Genomic DNA, 16,076 nt, shown 5'->3' with positions numbered 1-16,076 from the left:
GAGGGGCACCGGTGAACGACTCATACGACCCGGGGTACGGGGGCGACCAGTACGAACTCGTCGGCTACGACGAGTACGGACAGCCCGTGTACCGCCAGGTCCCGCCGCAGCAACAGGCTCCGCAGCAGCCGTATGACCCGTACGCGCAGCAACAGGGCTACGGCTACGACCCGTACGCGACGGGCCAGCAGGCCCAGCAGGGTCAGGCGGACCAGACGGGCCAGCAGGCCGCGCCATCCTACGACCCGTACGGCACCGGCGGGCAGCCCGTCACGCCGTCCTACGACCCCTACGGCGGCGGCGCCTCCTACGACCCCTACGGCCGGGCGGCGAGCAGCGGGCAGCAGCCGCGGGCCGCCGAGCAGACGGCGTACATCCCGCAGCAGGCGGGCCCGCCGGAGCCGGACGAGGAGACGGAGGGTCCCGCGCGGGCCGACCGGGACTACCGCACCGAGCAGTTCGCCTTCGTGGAGGAGCCCGACGGCAACTCCGAGGACGTCATCGACTGGCTCAACTTCACCGAGAACCGCACCGAGCGCCGCGAGGAGGCCAAGCGCCGCGCCCACAGTCGGCTGGTCGCCCTGGTCGTGGTCCTCGCCCTGGTCGTGGCCGGCGGGGTCGGCTACCTCTGGTACGCCGGGAAGCTGCCGGGGCTGTCGACGTCGGACGACAAGAAGACCGGCACCGCGACATCGGTGGCCGCCCAGAAGCGGGACGTCATCGTCGTACATCTGCACAACACCAAGAAGGGCGGCACCTCCACGGCGCTGCTCGTCGACAACACCACCACCAAGCAGGGCACCACCGTCCTGTTGCCCAACTCCCTCTCCGTGACGGACGACGACGGCAACTCGACGACCCTCGCCAAGTCCGTCGACGACGACGGCTCCTCCGGTACCCGCGACGCGCTCGACACCGTCCTGGGTACCGACATCGAGGGCACCTGGCGGCTGGACACCCCCTATCTGCAGAACCTCGTCGACCTGGTCGGCAACATCGACGTCGACACCAACGCCGACGTGCCCGACCCGGCCGCCACGAAGAAGGGCACCGCGCCGCTCGTCCGCAAGGGCAAGGACCAGACGCTCACCGGCGCCATGGCCGTCGCCTACGCCACCTACAAGGGTTCGGGCGAGGCGCAGAACGCCCAGCTGGAGCGGTTCGGGCAGGTCATGCAGGGCGTGCTGCGGAAGGTCTCCTCGGACGCGGGGGCCGCGACGACCACGGTGCAGACGCTGGCGCAGATCCTCGACCCCTCGCTCACCGACAAGGACCTCGGCACCTTCCTCGCGAAGCTGTCCGACCTCGCCAAGAGCGGCGACTACAAGACCGCGCTGCTGCCCGTGCAGACCGACGGCACGCTGAGCGCGCAGACCAGCGCCAGCGTCGTCAAGGACGTTCTCGGCGGCAGCGCCAAGAGCCCCGACCAGGGCTCCGCGGTGCGGGTGTCCGTGCAGAACGCCAGCGGCGTCAAGGGCAACACCGACAAGGCCCGGGTCGTCCTCCTCAACGGCGGCTTCACCTTCCTGGAAGGCGGCACCCCGGACACCACCCAGGCCGCCACCAAGGTCGTCTACGCCGACGCCGCCGACAAGGACAACGCCACCGAGGTCGCCAAGACCCTGGGCCTGTCCGCCTCGGCGGTGAGCAAGGGCGACGCCTCCGCGAGCGCGGACGTCACGGTGATCCTGGGCCAGGACTACAAGCCGACGTCGGCCGACGGGACGTAATACCAGGCGCGGTGCCCCGCGTGATCCAACAATCACGTGGGGTACCCCCGGCGGTCCGTGAGACCCTTGGGGTCAAGTGCCCGCCGACCGAAAGCCACGTAGTGACCGCCACGGACCGCTCCATCGAGCTCATCACCACCGCCGCTCAGGCGGCCGCCGACAAGCTCGCGCACGACATCATCGCCTACGACGTCAGCGACGTGCTGTCGATCACGGACGCCTTCCTGCTGGCCTCCGCGCCCAACGACCGCCAGGTCAAGTCGATCGTCGACGAGATCGAGGAGCGGCTCAACAAGGAGCTCGGCGCCAAGCCGGTGCGCCGCGAGGGAGACCGCGACGCCCGCTGGATCCTGCTCGACTACGTCGACATCGTCGTCCACGTCCAGCACAGCGAGGAGCGGGTCTTCTACGCCCTGGAGCGGCTGTGGAAGGACTGCCCCGAGCTGAAGCTGCCGGCCGACGCCGAGGCCACCCGCGGCAAGGCCGCCGAGCACGCCAAGGTGCGCGCCGCCGAGGAGGCGGCCGACCAGGGCGGTGACTGGTGATGAGCGCCACAGGTGAGGTCGCCGCGGGCCGTCCCGGCCGGGGCCGCCGCGTCATCCTGTGGCGGCACGGCCAGACTCTGTGGAACGTGGAGCGCCGCTTCCAGGGCACCACGGACGTCCCGCTCACCGAGACCGGCGTCGCCCAGGCCCGCCGGGCCGCCCGGCTGCTGGCCTCGCTGAAGCCGGACGCGATCGTCGCCTCGGACCTGCAGCGCGCCGCGAACACGGCGGCCGAACTCGCCGAGCTCACCGGCCTCGACGTCGTCCACGACGAGGGGCTGCGCGAGACCTACGCGGGCGTCTGGCAGGGGCTGACGCACGAGGAGATCATCGCCCGCCACGGCGCCGAGTACACCGCGTGGAAGCGCGGTGAGCCGGTCCGCCGCGGTGGCGGCGAGCTGGAGACCGAGGTGGCCGAGCGGGCCGCCCCGGTGGTGCTGCGGCACGCCGAGAAGCTGCCCGACGACGGCACGCTCGTCGTGGTCAGCCACGGCGGCACGATCCGCACCACCATCGGCCGTCTGCTGGGCCTGGAGTCCCATCACTGGGAGAGCCTCGGCGGCCTCTCCAACTGCTGCTGGTCCGTCCTGGGCGAGGGCGCCCGCGGCTGGCGGCTGATGGAGCACAACGCCGGCACGCTGCCGGAGCCGGTGCTCGGCGACGACGACTGAAGCCCTGGTGGGCCTGCCCGCCACCGGATTTCACTTTCCGGCAGGACGCAGGCTAAAGTTCTTCTTGTTCGCCCCGCCGGTCGGGGAGGACGCGAGGGGCTATAGCTCAGTTGGTAGAGCGCCTGCATGGCATGCAGGAGGTCAGGAGTTCAATTCTCCTTAGCTCCACAGGAGACGATCCGACAAGATCCCGTCCCCCGCGAGGGGGGCGGGATTTTTCGTCACCGCTCTCTTGAGCGCTTCGAGGTCCGCAGGCGTATACCTCTTTGAGAGGGCGCCCCGGGTGAGCCGTGTCCGGACTGGTACTGAGGCGTCGCTGACCGTATAGGTCCGGCCGTGGCAGAATCAAACGGCCGGAAGGGGTCGCGGCCCGACGGGAGGGAGCAGTGATGCCTGCGAGCATCCTCAGGGAGGTCGGCCACCTTCCTGATGCAGCGTCGACACGGGACACGGTCACCCGGCTCAGCTGCCCTTCCTGCGGTTCCGCGCACGTCGCGCAAGTCCTCGGCGACAACGGCGGGATTTCCTACGTGTGCACGGCCTGCGGCCACAGCTGGAGCTGATCGATGGGTGCACACAGGCGAAAGTGCGACTGGTGCGGCAGTGGGACGCCGATCGTCCGCGACATGGAACCGGTCAATCCCGACTACCAGTACTGGTGCGAGGAGTGCGCGCGGGCGCTGATCATAAAAGGCGACCCGATCGAGACGTACCGCGAACTGGAGGGCGAGCCGATCTACGGCCGGCTTCTGGAGGAGCACTGCACGCTCAAGCGGTTCTACTCGTTCGTGACCGCTTGACCTCGTGGTGGACGGAAACGATTTGGTGCTCCACCGGGTCCACCGGTAATGTTGGCGTCGCCGCCGGGGGAACCCGGACGGTGCGTCACAAGGGGCTATAGCTCAGTTGGTAGAGCGCCTGCATGGCATGCAGGAGGTCAGGAGTTCAATTCTCCTTAGCTCCACAGAAGTTGGACAACTTCACAGCAGGTGAACGAAGAAGGCGGGCCATCCGATCGGATGGCCCGCCTTCTTCGTGTCCCACCTCTCAGCGGCCGAGCGCCCGCCGGCCGCGGCCCTGCGAGAGGACCGGGAGGTTGCGGGCGGGTGCCTGCGGACGGGTGTCCTCCTCGATGCGCAGGGCGAGCGCGGGGCAACGGCGCACCGCGCGCAGTGCCTTGGCCTCCGCGTACTGCGGCACCTTCGCCTGGGCGACGGTCGGGAAGCCGTCGGCGCCCAGTTGGAACACCTCGGGGAGGATGTCCGCGCACAGGCCGTGGCCCCGGCACAGCGTCCAGTCGACGAAGATCTTCTGCCGGCTGCCGCCGCTGTCCTCTCCGGCGCCCTCGCCGCTGGTGATGCCCGCAGGTGTCCTGCCGCCCTCGAAGAGCGGCAGAACGCCCTCCACGGGCCGTCCGCAGCCGTTCCCCAGGACGTGCGCCGCGAGGTCGTCGGTGAACGCCTTGATGGTCGACTCCAGGAACATCGCGGAGCCGTCGGGGTGGGAGCAGGCGCCGCGCCGCTTCACGTTCTTGGCGACCTGCTTGAGCGCTTCGAGGGCGGCCGGGCCGCCGCCGTTGATGATGTCCTCCATGCCGCGCGCGGCGGCGGGCAGGCCGAGGTAGCAGGGACCGCACTGTCCCGCGCTCTCCTCCGCCAGCCACTGCGCCACTCGCAGTGACTCGCCCAGCGGACAGGTCTCCTGGGTGATCGGCAGGATGGCGCCGGCGCCGAGCGCACCGCCCACCGCGTCCAGCGAATTGCGGGACACGATCGCCTCGTTGACCGTGGCCGCGTCGATCCACTTGCCGTGGTACCCACCGGTCAGCACACCCTGCGGCACCGGCGGGGCGCCGGCCAACTGCAGGACGTAGCGCAGCGGTACGCCCGTGGGGACCTCGATCACCATGGGGCGCGCGACCGCGCCGGAGACCGTCAGCATGACGGTGCCCGGCTCGTCGTAGAGGCCGGTGTTGCCGTAGCGCTCGGGGCCGATGCGGGCGGCGATCGCCAGCTGGGCGAACGTCTCGGCGTTGGAGAGCAGGGTCGGGGCGCCGCCGACGCCGTTCTGCGAGGCGCTCACCTTGCGGCCGGGCGGGATCGCCGGGCCGCCGTCGATCGAGCGGATCAGCGACGCGGCGGCGCCGGTGACCATGCGGACCGGGTTGCGCTGGACGAACGCCTTGAGCGCGGAGCGACGGCTGTTGCTCAGGCCGCGTTCGGCGAGCGCGGCCTCCATCGAGCGCTGCGTCGACTCCCGGGTGACCCCCACCACGAGCGTGCGGGCACCCAGGGCCTCGGCGACCAACAGGGCGCCGTCCAGGATGAGATGCGGGGCACGGTTGATGAGCACCGTGTCCTTGCGGCAGGCCGGCTCGTCCTCGCTGCCGTTGACGACGACGACCGGCCGTACGCCGCGCTTGATCGCCGCTTCGGCGACCGAGCGCAGCTTCTTGTGGAAGGGGAAGCCCGCGCCGCCGCGGCCCTTCAGGTTGATGGCTTCGGACAGCTTCGCGAGCTGTTCGCCGCCCAGGGGTTCAAGCGGCCCGTGCACCTTGAGGTGCATGGGCAGGTCGAGTCGTTCGACAAGGTCGAAGCCAGACGTGAGCTGGGGAAGCCCGACCACGCGGACTTCTGGTACGTCGGGCAGGGCCTCGTTCACCTATAGCCTCCGGAAGGCGTGTTCCAAGGTTCGCCCGATCCCGGATTGTCGAAGGACGATCCGGGTGATGGTTCATTGGCGGGACCGCTGTTGTACGTGTCGTCCGGGTTGTACGTGCCATAGGCACCGGTTGACTCACCGGTGTTGTACGCATCACTTCCGCCGTACCCGCCGGCGCCCGGATTGCCATAGGTCGGGATGGTGTATCCCGTGTCCTGGAGCGGGTCGTACGCCGACGGGGGCGCCTCCCCGAGCGGCGGCGGCGACGGGACGGGCCAACTGCCCGAGGCGTTGGTGCCGTTGTCGACGCGCTGGAAGGACCCCGTGTCCTGCACGTCCATGGGCAGGTTCATGCGGGCGGTCTGGTCGAAGGGCTGCTGGCCCGTCTGCGGGGGCGTGGCGGACCGGTAGGCGGCCGCGAAGCCGCCGGTGGTCTCCGGGCTCATCGTGCGCGACGGGGCGTCGTAGAAGGACGGCGAGGGGCGGTTCATCGGGTCGGCCTGCGGCGCCCTCGCGTTCTCGTAGCCCGGCAGCGCGGAGCCGGAGCGGGAGCCGCCGGAGGTCTCCGCCATCCGGGCCCGGCTCGCCTCCAGTTCGTCACGGACCGGCCGCTCCTCGGTACCGAGGACGGCCATGATCCGGTCGGTGATCTTGCGCTTGACCGGACGCGGCGCCGCGCGCAGCGCCAGGGCCACGATGACGGCGATCAGACAGAGGCTGTACATGATCGTGAACTGGGACTTCGCCGCGCGACCCGCGTAGAGCCCGTGCACCAGCGCCAGGCCCCAGGCCGGGTACGCCAGCATGTGCATCGCGCGCCAGCGGGCCGCGACGGGGGCCGGGGCGGCGAATTGGCTGCGCAGGGCGCCGGTGATGCCCACGAAGATCATCAGCAGGCCGGCCAGCGAGCCCATGCCGATCAGTCCGGCGCTTCCGGAGACGCCGAGCGAGAACGGGACGAGGGCGGCGACCAACTGGGTGTGGTCCAGCGCGATCTTCGTGGTGATGTGCAGCAGCAGGAACGCGATCGAGGCGACCGCGGTCGTCCGGTGCACCGCCTGCCCGATGATGCGCTGGCGCGTGTTCAACAGGATCCGGTCCTGGGCGACCAGGCCCCAGATCACCGAACAGCTGAGCGATACGAGGCACAGCACTCCCGCGCCGAAGTTCAGGAAGTCGCGGAAGCGGTTCCCTCCCACCAGCACGATCACGGGTATGAGGAGCAGGACGACAGCCGACGCCACCCCATAGGCCGACCGGCCTGTCCTGGGGAGCGAGCTGTTACTACGACGAGCGTTCATGGGGGCAACTCCGAGCAGTTCGGGAAGGCGGTCCCGCTGCCGCACTCTAAGTGGAGCCATACCGATCGGTACGAGGTTTGAGTTATTGCGTTGTTATAAAAGGCCACGCGCCTGTTGTGATGTCCCTTAGCATCTGTTACGCGAAGTAACCGTTGGCCATAGTTCAGTTTCAACCGTGCGGCGGTCGTGTCTACCAGCCATACGGAAGTGCGTCGCGGCTTGCTCAAGCGCTGCGGTACTCTGACCGCATGCGTGCCGTACGCCTTCTGCTTAGCGAGCCGCGCTGATCAATCCCGACCGCCACAGCCGGCAGGTCGGCATCGGCGCGGCATCCCCTCCTGTGCGAGGGGATTTTTCGTTTCCTGGACGATACAGCCGCCGGGCAGAGACGATCGATGGAGCTTTGAGGATCATGAGCGAGACGAACCCCGCTGCCGCCGCCGAGGCAGCCGCGCCGCACCGCTACACGGCCGCCATGGCCGCTGACATCGAAGCACGCTGGCAGGACTTCTGGGACGCCGAGGGCACCTACGCGGCGCCGAACCCCAAGGGCGACCTGGCCGGCGACCCCGCGATCGTCGCGCGGCCCAAGAAGTACATCATGGACATGTTCCCCTACCCCTCCGGTGCGGGCCTGCACGTCGGCCACCCGCTGGGCTACATCGCGACCGACGTCTTCGCCCGCTTCCAGCGCATGACCGGGCACAACGTCCTGCACACCCTGGGCTTCGACGCCTTCGGCCTGCCCGCCGAGCAGTACGCGGTGCAGACCGGCACGCACCCGCGCGTGTCCACCGAGTCCAACATCCTGAACATGAAGTCCCAGCTGCGCCGGCTGGGCCTGGGCCACGACAGGCGCCGGTCGTTCGCCACGATCGACCCCGAGTACTACAAGTGGACCCAGTGGATCTTCCTGCAGATCTTCAACTCCTGGTACGACACCGACGCCGACAGGGCCCGTCCGATCGCCGAGCTGATCGCCCAGTTCGAGACCGGTGAGCGCGCCGTACCGAGCGCCGACGGCACCACGCGCGCGTGGCAGGACCTGAGCGCCGTCGAGCGCGCCGACATCCTGGGCGAGTACCGCCTGGCGTACGCCTCGGACGCGCCGGTCAACTGGTGCCCGGGCCTGGGCACGGTGCTGGCCAACGAGGAGGTCACCGCCGACGGCCGCTCCGAGCGCGGCAACTTCCCCGTCTTCAAGGCCAAGCTGCGCCAGTGGAACATGCGCATCACCGCGTACGCCGACCGGCTGCTGGACGACCTGACCGAGCTGGACTGGCCCGAGGCCATCAAGCTGCAGCAGCGCAACTGGATCGGCCGCTCCGAGGGCGCCCGCGTCGACTTCCCCGTGGACGGCGAGAACATCACCGTCTTCACCACCCGCCCCGACACCCTGTTCGGCGCGACCTACATGGTGCTGGCGCCCGAGCACCCGCTGGTCGACAAGTTCACGCCCGCCGCCTGGCCCGAGTCCACGCACGACGTGTGGACCGGCGGCCACGCCACCCCGACGGAGGCCGTCGCCGCGTACCGCGCGCAGGCCGGCGCCAAGTCCGACGTCGAGCGGCAGGCCGAGGCCAAGGACAAGACCGGTGTCTTCACCGGCGCGTTCGCGACCAACCCGGTCAACGGCGAGCGGATCCCCGTCTTCATCGCCGACTACGTCCTGATGGGCTACGGCACCGGCGCGATCATGGCCGTCCCCGCGGGCGACCAGCGCGACTTCGACTTCGCGCGCGCCTTCGAGCTGCCGATCACCTGCATCGTCGAGCCCACCGACGGCCGCGGCACCGACACGTCGACATGGGAGAACGCCTTCGCGTCCTACGACGCGAAGATCATCAACTCCTCGAACGACGACATCTCCCTGGACGGCCTGCCCGTCGCCGAGGCCAAGGCCCGCATCACCGAGTGGCTGGCCCGCAAGGGCATCGGCGAGGGCACCGTCAACTTCCGCCTGCGCGACTGGCTGTTCAGCCGCCAGCGCTACTGGGGCGAGCCCTTCCCGATCGTCTACGACGAGGACGGCACCGCCCACGCCCTGCCCGAGTCGATGCTGCCGCTGGAGCTGCCGGAGGTCGAGGACTACTCGCCGCGCACCTTCGACCCGGACGACGCCGACACCCAGCCCGAGACGCCGCTGTCGCGCAACGCGGACTGGGTCAACGTCACCCTGGACCTGGGCGACGGCCGGGGTCCGCAGAAGTACCGCCGCGAGACCAACACCATGCCCAACTGGGCCGGTTCCTGCTGGTACGAACTGCGCTACCTGGACCCGCACAACAGCGAGCAGCTGGTCGACCCCGAGATCGAGCGCTACTGGATGGGCCCGCGCGAGGGCCAGCCGCACGGCGGCGTGGACCTGTACGTCGGCGGCGCCGAACACGCCGTACTGCACCTGCTGTACGCCCGCTTCTGGTCCAAGGTGCTGTACGACCTGGGCCACGTCTCCTCCGCCGAGCCCTTCCACAAGCTGTACAACCAGGGCATGATCCAGGCCTTCGTCTACCGCGACAGCCGCGGCATCGCGGTCCCGGCCGCCGAGGTCGAGGAGCGCGACGGCGCCTACTACTACCAGGGCGAGCAGGTCTCCCGGCTGCTGGGCAAGATGGGCAAGTCCCTGAAGAACGCGGTCACTCCGGACGAGATCTGCGCCGAGTACGGCGCCGACACCCTGCGCCTGTACGAGATGGCGATGGGCCCCCTGGACGTCTCGCGGCCGTGGGACACGCGCGCGGTGGTGGGCCAGTTCCGGCTGCTGCAGCGGCTGTGGCGCAACATCGTCGACGAGGCGACCGGCGAGATCACCGTCACCGGCGCCGAGCCCGACGAGGAGACGCTGCGCGCCCTGCACAAGGCGATCGACGGCGTACGCCAGGACCTGGAGGGCCTGCGCTTCAACACAGCCATCGCCAAGGTCACCGAGCTGAACAACCACCTGACCAAGACCCGCGGTTCGCTGCCGCGGACGATCGCCGAGCCGCTGGTGCTGCTGATCGCGCCGCTGGCCCCGCACATCGCCGAGGAACTGTGGCGCCGGCTGGGCCACACCGACTCGGTCGTCCACCAGGACTTCCCGGTCGCCGACCCGGCGTACGTCGTCGACGAGACCATCACCTGCGTCGTGCAGATCCGCGGCAAGGTCAAGGCCCGCCTGGAGGTCTCCCCGTCCATCTCCGACGAGGAGCTGGAGAAGGTCGCGCTGGCCGACGAGAAGGTCGTGGCGGCGCTGGAGGGTGCGGGCATCCGCAAGGTGATCGTGCGGGCGCCGAAGCTGGTGAACATCGTTCCGGCGTAGGGCCGGAGCCGCGTTCGGAGCCGCGTTCGGCGCTGTGCCGGCGGGTGTGGGAGCGGTGAGTGCGTGAGGCGTGGGTACAGGAGACGTGGGTACGTCTCCGGGTAGTCCCCTACGGGCAGGTTCGGGGTTTTTCTGGAACTCCGGGCCTGCCCTTTGCGTTTACCGTGGAAGAGCGGCGCGACGTCCGTCGCGACGCCGGAGGAGGAGTGGTGGAAGCCGTGATCGCAGTGCTCGCCCTGCTCTTCGTGCTCTTCCTGGTACTCGGCGCCTACGCGACGGTGAAGGTGATCGGCGCCGCCAAGCGCGGCGTGGACCGCACCATCGGCGAGGCCCGCCGCACGGTCGAGGACCACACCCTGCGCGCCAAGACGTTCGTCCAGCACGGCCCGGCGGGCGAGGTCGCCCAACTGCGCCTCAAGCTGCGTACGTCGATGCGCGCCACCCAGGACGCCCTGCGCGCGGGTGCCAGTGCGGACGAGTCCCTGAAGGAGTCCCTCGCCCTCTTCCAGCGGCTCAGCGCGCACGGCCACGAGCTGGACGGCGAGCTCAGGCGCCTGGAGTCCGACCCCGACCGCGCCACCCTCGCCCAGCGGCTGCCCGACCTGCGCGCCCGCACCGCGCGCATCACGGAGTCGGCCGACGCGCTGCGCTGGGCGGTCCGCGACCGGGCGCACCGTTTCGCCGAGGACGACCTGGACTCGCTGAGCTCCCAGATAGACATGGAGGCCGGCGCCCTGCGGCACTGGACGAAGGCGGAGCCGCGGAGCACCCCGACGCCATGGCCCGAGGCCCCGGCCGCCGACGCGGCCACCTCGCAGCAGACCTGGCCGGAGACGCCCGCCGCCCGCTCGGCCGAGGAGCCGACCCGGACCGCGATCACGCCGCCCGGCCGGCGCCCCACCTACCCCTGGCAGAAGAAGCCCCGCCCGGAGAGCACGACTTGATCCGGGAGCACGGGTTGATCCGGGAGCACGACATGATCCGGGAGCACGGGTTGTTCCCGGAGCGTGAGTCGTTCCGGGTGCATGAGTGGTTCCGGATGCTCGGCCTGTTCCGGGTGCGCGACTTGATCCGGTCAAAGGCTGCCCAGGTGAGCGGGCCCGGGCTGCCGCCCAGGCGCTACGGCAGGTAACCTCCAGCTCATGTCCCGCCATGTCGCGATCGTCACCGATTCAACGGCCTACCTGCCGCCGCGGACGATGGAGCGTCATGGCATCACAGCGGTGCCGCTGACGGTGGTCCTCGGCAATCAGGCGCTGGACGAGGGCACCGAGATCTCCACCCGCTCGCTGGCCCAGGCGCTCCAGAAGCGGCGCCCCGTCACCACCTCGCGCCCCAGCCCACAGCTCTTCGCGGAGACCTACCGCAAGGTAGCGGAAGCGGGCGCCACCGGCATCGTCTCCCTCCATCTCTCCGCCGAACTGTCCGGCACCTACGACGCGGCCGTCCTCGCGGCGCGCGAGGCACCGGTACCGGTGCGGGTGGTGGACACCGGGATGGTCGCGATGGCCCTCGGCTTCTGCGCCCTCGCCGCCGCGGAGACCGCGGAGGCGGGCGGCACGGTGGACGAGGCGGTCACGGCGGCCGAGAAGCGCGCCGCCGGCACGTCCGCCTACTTCTACGTCGACACCCTCGACTATCTGCGCCGGGGCGGCCGGATCGGCGCCGCGCAGGCCCTGCTGGGTTCGGCTCTGGCCGTGAAGCCGCTGCTGAAGCTTGAGGGCGGCCGGATCGAACCTCTGGAGAAGGTCCGCACGGCGTCCCGTGCGATCGCACGCCTGGAGGAGATCGTGGCCGACCGGGCCGGCAACGCGCAGGTCGACATCGCGGTCCACCACCTGGCCGCGCCGGACCGGGCGGCGGCTCTGGCGGACCGGCTGCGGGCGCGGGTGCCGGGGCTGGCGGATCTGCATGTGAGTGAGGTGGGGGCGGTGATCGGGGCGCATACCGGGCCCGGGTTGCTGGGGGCTGTGGTTTCGCCTCGGTGAGGTGGGAGCGGTGGTCGGAAACTGGTGGCGGGGTGCCGGTGGCGGGGTGCTGGTGGCGGGGTGCTGGTGACGGGGCCCTGGAGACGGGGCGCCGGTGACGGGGCGCCGGTGACGCTGAGGCTCACCCGTGTGGGTGGCGGAGTTATCCACAACCGGGCGGTGGTCCCCGGGAATTGAGCAAGATCATCGCGATGGCGGCGGGTGTCCGATCCTCGTCGCATGGTACTTCGATCACGATCACGCACAGCGACGCCGACCAGCGGACCGGGGCGCGGCCCTGCCTCCGACGGCAGGAGCCGCCATCGCCGCCGACCGGCCCGGGGCAGGGGCGGGGCCCGACAGCGGCATGCGTCGGCTGATGAACTCCGGCGGCGGGCCGAGGTGTTGTTTCCCGGGCGCGCCGGTATGGAGGGTTGGCGGGAGCCGGGGGCTGGACCGCCGGTGGGGGACGAAGGTGAGGTGGCGCGGTCGGTTGCGGCGCCGGCGGCGGTGCCTGTCGATCCCGGCGCCGGAGACTCGGACGCCTGGCGTGGGCGGCTCGGGCCGGCATTGCGGGAACGGATGCCGTTGTGGGTGCAGGCGCGGTGCGGGTTGGAGCGGCGGAGCGTGATCGCGCTCGGGGCGCTGCTCGCGGTCGCCGCCGTGTTCGCTGTGCAGCACTTCTGGACCGGTCGGACGGAATCCGTGCGGGCCCCTGAAGTGGTGCGGGCGGGCGCGCCGTTGGGGGCGGGCAGGGAGAGCGGTGAGACCGCGCCATCAGGGTCGGCAGACGTGGCGGGTTCGGCCGGCGCGTCGAACGTAGCGGGCGTTGCCGGTGCCGGTGCCGGTGCCGCTGCCGAGATCGTGGTGGACGTCAGCGGCAAGGTTCGGGAGCCCGGGATTCATCGGCTGCCGGCCGGTTCACGTGTCGCGGACGCCTTGCGGGCGGCGGGTGGGGTGCGGCCCGGTACGCGTACGGACGGGCTCAATCGGGCGCGGTTCCTCGTGGACGGGGAGCAGGTGGTCGTCGGCGGTCCGGCCGCCGCCGCTGCCGCTTCGGGCGTGGTGCCGGGAGCAGCGGGTGGAGGGTCGGTCGGCTCGGCCGCGGGGGCGGCTCCCGCGGCCCCGGTGGCTCTGAACACGGCCACCGTGGACCAACTCGACACCCTGCCGGGCGTCGGGCCGGTGCTGGCCCAGCACATCATCGACTACCGCACCCAGCACGGCGGCTTCCGGTCGGTGGACGAGCTGCGCGAGGTGAACGGCATCGGCGACCGCCGCTTCGCCGATCTCCGGAATCTCGTACGGCCATGAGGGCGCCCGGTCCCGATGAGCGGGCGGCGGTTCGGGGGGAGTTCGAGCGGTCGGCCGTTCACGCCGCCTCCGGGAAACGGCTCGGTGATGCGCATCCCCGGCAGGAAGGGCCGACCGATCTACGGCTCGTGCCGCCCGCGCTGGCGACCTGGGCGACGGCCGCGCTGATGTTGGACGCGTCACAGGGGTGGGTCACGGGGGTGACTGTCGGGTGCCTTGTCGTGGCGGGCGTACTGCTGCTCCTGCGTCGGAACAGGACGGTCGAGGCCATGGCATGGCGGCGCGCATCGGCCGCCGCCGTCCTGCTCTGCGTCGCCGCGGCCGCGCTGTCCGCCGGGCTGCACGGAGCCGATGTGCGGCGGGGACCGGTGCCCGGGTTGGCGGGGCAGTACGCCACCGTCGGGGCCGAGGTCGAGGTCACCGGCGATCCACGGCTCACCCGACCTCGGATCAAGGGGGATCACGCGGTGCCGGAGTCCGTGCTGATCGAGGGGGAGGTGCGGCGGGTTCGGGAGGCGGGCGGGACGGAGGTGCGGACGCGGGCGCCGGTGTTGGTGATCGTCGATGTCGGCGCCGGCGAGGGCAGGGCGTCTTCCCTCGGCGGCTCCGGTGGGGCGCCCTCCGCGCCCTCCGCCGACGGCCCGGCGCAGTCGCCGTGGCTGGGCGTGCTGCCCTCCACGCGCTTGTGGGTCGTCGGGCGGTTGGTGCCGGCGTTGGTCGGTGGCGATCGGGTCGCGGGCGTGCTGCGGGTGCGTGGGCAGGCCGTGCCTCAGGTGGTGCAGGGGCCGTCGGGGGCTCAACGGTTCGCGGGGCGGTTGCGTGCCGGGCTGCGTGAGGCGACGGATGGGTTGCCGGCGGATGCCAGGGCGCTGCTGCCGGGGCTGGTCGTCGGGGACACCTCGCGGATCACGCCCGAGTTGGACGAGGCCTTCAAGGAGACGGACCTGGCGCACACGCTCGCCGTGTCCGGGAGCAACCTCACGATCATCCTCGCGCTGCTCATCGGTCCGCCGGGCCTGGCCCAGCGGGCGGAACGCCGGGGGCTCGCCCCGCGGCTCGGCATCTCCCTGCGGACGACGGCGCTGTTCGGCGGAGCCCTGACTCTCGCGTTCGTCGTCGTGTGCCGGCCCGACCCGAGCGTGCTGCGGGCGGCGGCCTGCGGGGCGGTCGCGCTGCTCGCGCTGGCGACCGGACGCCGCAGATCGCTGATCCCGGCGCTCGCGACGGCCGTACTGCTGCTCGTGCTGTACGACCCCTGGCTGGCCCGGAGTTACGGCTTCCTGCTCTCCGTGCTGGCCACCGGCGCCCTGCTCACACTCGCGCCGCGCTGGAGCGAGGCACTGCGGCGGCGCGGGGTGCCCGCGAGGTCGGCCGAGGGTCTTGCCGCTGCGGCCGCGGCGCAGGCGCTGTGCGCGCCGGTCGTCGCCGTGCTGTCGGCGCGGGTGAGCCTGGTGGCCGTGCCGTGCAACCTGCTCGCGGAGGTGGCGGTGGCCCCGGCGACGGTGCTGGGGTTCGCGGCCCTGGCGACGGCCCCGTGGGCGCTGCCGCCGGCCAAGATGCTTGCCTGGTGCGCGAGTTGGCCCGCCGGATGGATCGCCGGAATCGCGCGCACCGGGGCCGCGCTGCCCGGCGGGGGAGTGGACTGGCCGGGGAGTTGGGGAGGTGCGGCGCTGCTCGGCCTCGTCACGGTGGTCGTCCTGTTCGCCGGCCGATGGCTGCTGCGGCATCCGTGGTGGTGCGGGGCGTGCGGGGTGCTGCTCGTCCTGGTCGTGGTGCAGCCGCCGCCGTTGACCAGGGTGGTGACGGGGTGGCCGCCGCCTGGTTGGCGGTTCGCGATGTGCGACGTCGGCCAGGGCGACGCCACGGTCCTCGCGGCGGGTGAGGGCACCGGGGTGGTCGTGGACGCGGGACCCGACCCGGTGCTCGTCGACCGGTGCCTGCGCACGCTCGGCATCATCAGGATCCCGCTGGTCGTGCTGACCCACTTCCACGCCGATCACGTGGCCGGGCTGCCCGGAGTGCTGCGCGGGCGTGCGGTCGGGGCGATCGAGACGACGGGGTTGGAGGAACCGGCGGACCAGGTCGAGTTCGTACGGAGGGAGGCGGCGGCTCGGCACATTCCGCTCACCAGTGCCGCCGCCGGGGAGGAGCGGCGCAGCGGGCCGTTGTCCTGGCGGGTGTTGTGGCCGCCGCCGCCCGGAGCGCCGGCCCCGGACGGCCCGAACGACGCCAGCGTCACCCTGCTCGTGCGGTCGGGCGGACTGCGTCTCCTGCTCCTCGGCGATCTCGAACCCCCGGCCCAGCAGGCGCTGTTGAGATCACCGGAGGGCGGGTCGGTGACCGGCATGGACGTGTTGAAGGTCGCTCATCACGGGTCGGCGTATCAGGATCCCGAGTTGATACGCGCGGTGGCGCCGAGGCTGGCGCTGATCTCCGTCGGGGCGGACAACACGTACGGCCACCCGGCCCCCAGCACGGTCGCGGCGCTGAACGCCCTCGGCGCGGTGGTGCTGCGGACCGACCGGGACGGAGCGTTGGCGGTCACGGGGACGGGCGAGGAGGTGCGGGTGGCGAGAGACTGAGGGC

The 16,076-nt window shown here is 71.3% G+C and carries 11 protein-coding genes and 2 tRNA genes; 11 read left to right on the top strand and 2 right to left on the bottom strand.

From position 1 onward, the window contains the following. Positions 1-11: 11 nt before the first annotated feature. From ACIQI8_RS14425 to ACIQI8_RS14400, 6 genes are all read left to right on the top strand, one after another. Positions 12-1,730 (top strand): LCP family protein, encoded by a 1,719-nt coding sequence (locus ACIQI8_RS14425; RefSeq protein WP_402349063.1) that lies wholly within the window; start codon positions 12-14, stop codon positions 1,728-1,730. 101 nt (positions 1,731-1,831) lie between these two features. Then, positions 1,832-2,275 (top strand): ribosome silencing factor, encoded by a 444-nt coding sequence (gene rsfS / locus ACIQI8_RS14420; protein ID WP_402349060.1) that lies wholly within the window; start codon positions 1,832-1,834, stop codon positions 2,273-2,275. Then, a complete protein-coding gene (locus tag ACIQI8_RS14415) occupies positions 2,275-2,946 on the top strand; it encodes a histidine phosphatase family protein (RefSeq protein WP_402349057.1) in 672 nt (223 codons plus the stop codon). Before rsfS ends, ACIQI8_RS14415 begins: the two co-directional genes overlap by 1 nt. A 95-nt stretch (positions 2,947-3,041) precedes the next feature. Beyond that, positions 3,042-3,114, top strand: a tRNA-Ala gene (locus ACIQI8_RS14410). Between the two features lie 398 nt (positions 3,115-3,512). Next, complete coding sequence (locus tag ACIQI8_RS14405) at positions 3,513-3,746, top strand: hypothetical protein (RefSeq protein WP_003976229.1); 234 nt, start codon at positions 3,513-3,515, stop codon at positions 3,744-3,746. A gap of 91 nt (positions 3,747-3,837) precedes the next feature. Next, a tRNA-Ala gene (locus ACIQI8_RS14400) sits at positions 3,838-3,910 on the top strand. An 83-nt stretch (positions 3,911-3,993) separates the two neighbouring features. On the opposite strand, the gene ACIQI8_RS14395 is transcribed toward ACIQI8_RS14400, so the two are convergent. Further along, positions 3,994-5,607: an NADH-ubiquinone oxidoreductase-F iron-sulfur binding region domain-containing protein gene (locus ACIQI8_RS14395; protein ID WP_401720948.1), complete on the bottom strand. Its 1,614-nt coding sequence runs from the start codon at positions 5,605-5,607 to the stop codon at positions 3,994-3,996. After that, a complete protein-coding gene (locus ACIQI8_RS14390; protein ID WP_402349053.1) occupies positions 5,604-6,908 on the bottom strand; it encodes a cytochrome b/b6 domain-containing protein in 1,305 nt (434 codons plus the stop codon). Before ACIQI8_RS14390 ends, ACIQI8_RS14395 begins: the two co-directional genes overlap by 4 nt. Before the next feature lie 412 nt (positions 6,909-7,320). Here ACIQI8_RS14390 and leuS point away from each other — a divergent pair, with 412 nt between their 5' ends. From leuS to ACIQI8_RS14365, 5 genes are all read left to right on the top strand, one after another. Beyond that, entirely contained in the window at positions 7,321-10,209 is a 2,889-nt protein-coding gene (gene leuS, locus ACIQI8_RS14385) for a leucine--tRNA ligase (RefSeq protein WP_402349050.1), read from the top strand. Between the two features lie 209 nt (positions 10,210-10,418). Next, positions 10,419-11,153 carry a hypothetical protein gene (locus ACIQI8_RS14380; RefSeq protein ID WP_402349047.1) on the top strand — a complete coding sequence of 245 codons (735 nt, stop codon included), beginning with the start codon at positions 10,419-10,421 and terminating at the stop codon, positions 11,151-11,153. A 198-nt stretch (positions 11,154-11,351) separates the two neighbouring features. Next, complete coding sequence (locus tag ACIQI8_RS14375; RefSeq protein ID WP_402349044.1) at positions 11,352-12,197, top strand: DegV family protein; 846 nt, start codon at positions 11,352-11,354, stop codon at positions 12,195-12,197. Positions 12,198-12,416: 219 nt separating this feature from the next. Continuing rightward, on the top strand, positions 12,417-13,490 hold the full coding sequence (locus tag ACIQI8_RS14370; RefSeq protein WP_402349041.1) for a helix-hairpin-helix domain-containing protein: 1,074 nt from the start codon (positions 12,417-12,419) through the stop codon (positions 13,488-13,490). After that, entirely contained in the window at positions 13,487-16,072 is a 2,586-nt protein-coding gene (locus ACIQI8_RS14365) for a ComEC/Rec2 family competence protein (protein WP_402349038.1), read from the top strand. The genes ACIQI8_RS14370 and ACIQI8_RS14365 overlap by 4 nt, the downstream gene beginning before the upstream one ends. Positions 16,073-16,076: the final 4 nt, after the last annotated feature.

Origin of the sequence: Streptomyces sp. NPDC092369 (assembly GCF_044755245.1) — a bacterium.
Taxonomy (GTDB): Bacteria; Actinomycetota; Actinomycetes; order Streptomycetales; family Streptomycetaceae; genus Streptomyces.
This window is presented reverse-complemented; position numbering and strand designations above follow the sequence as displayed.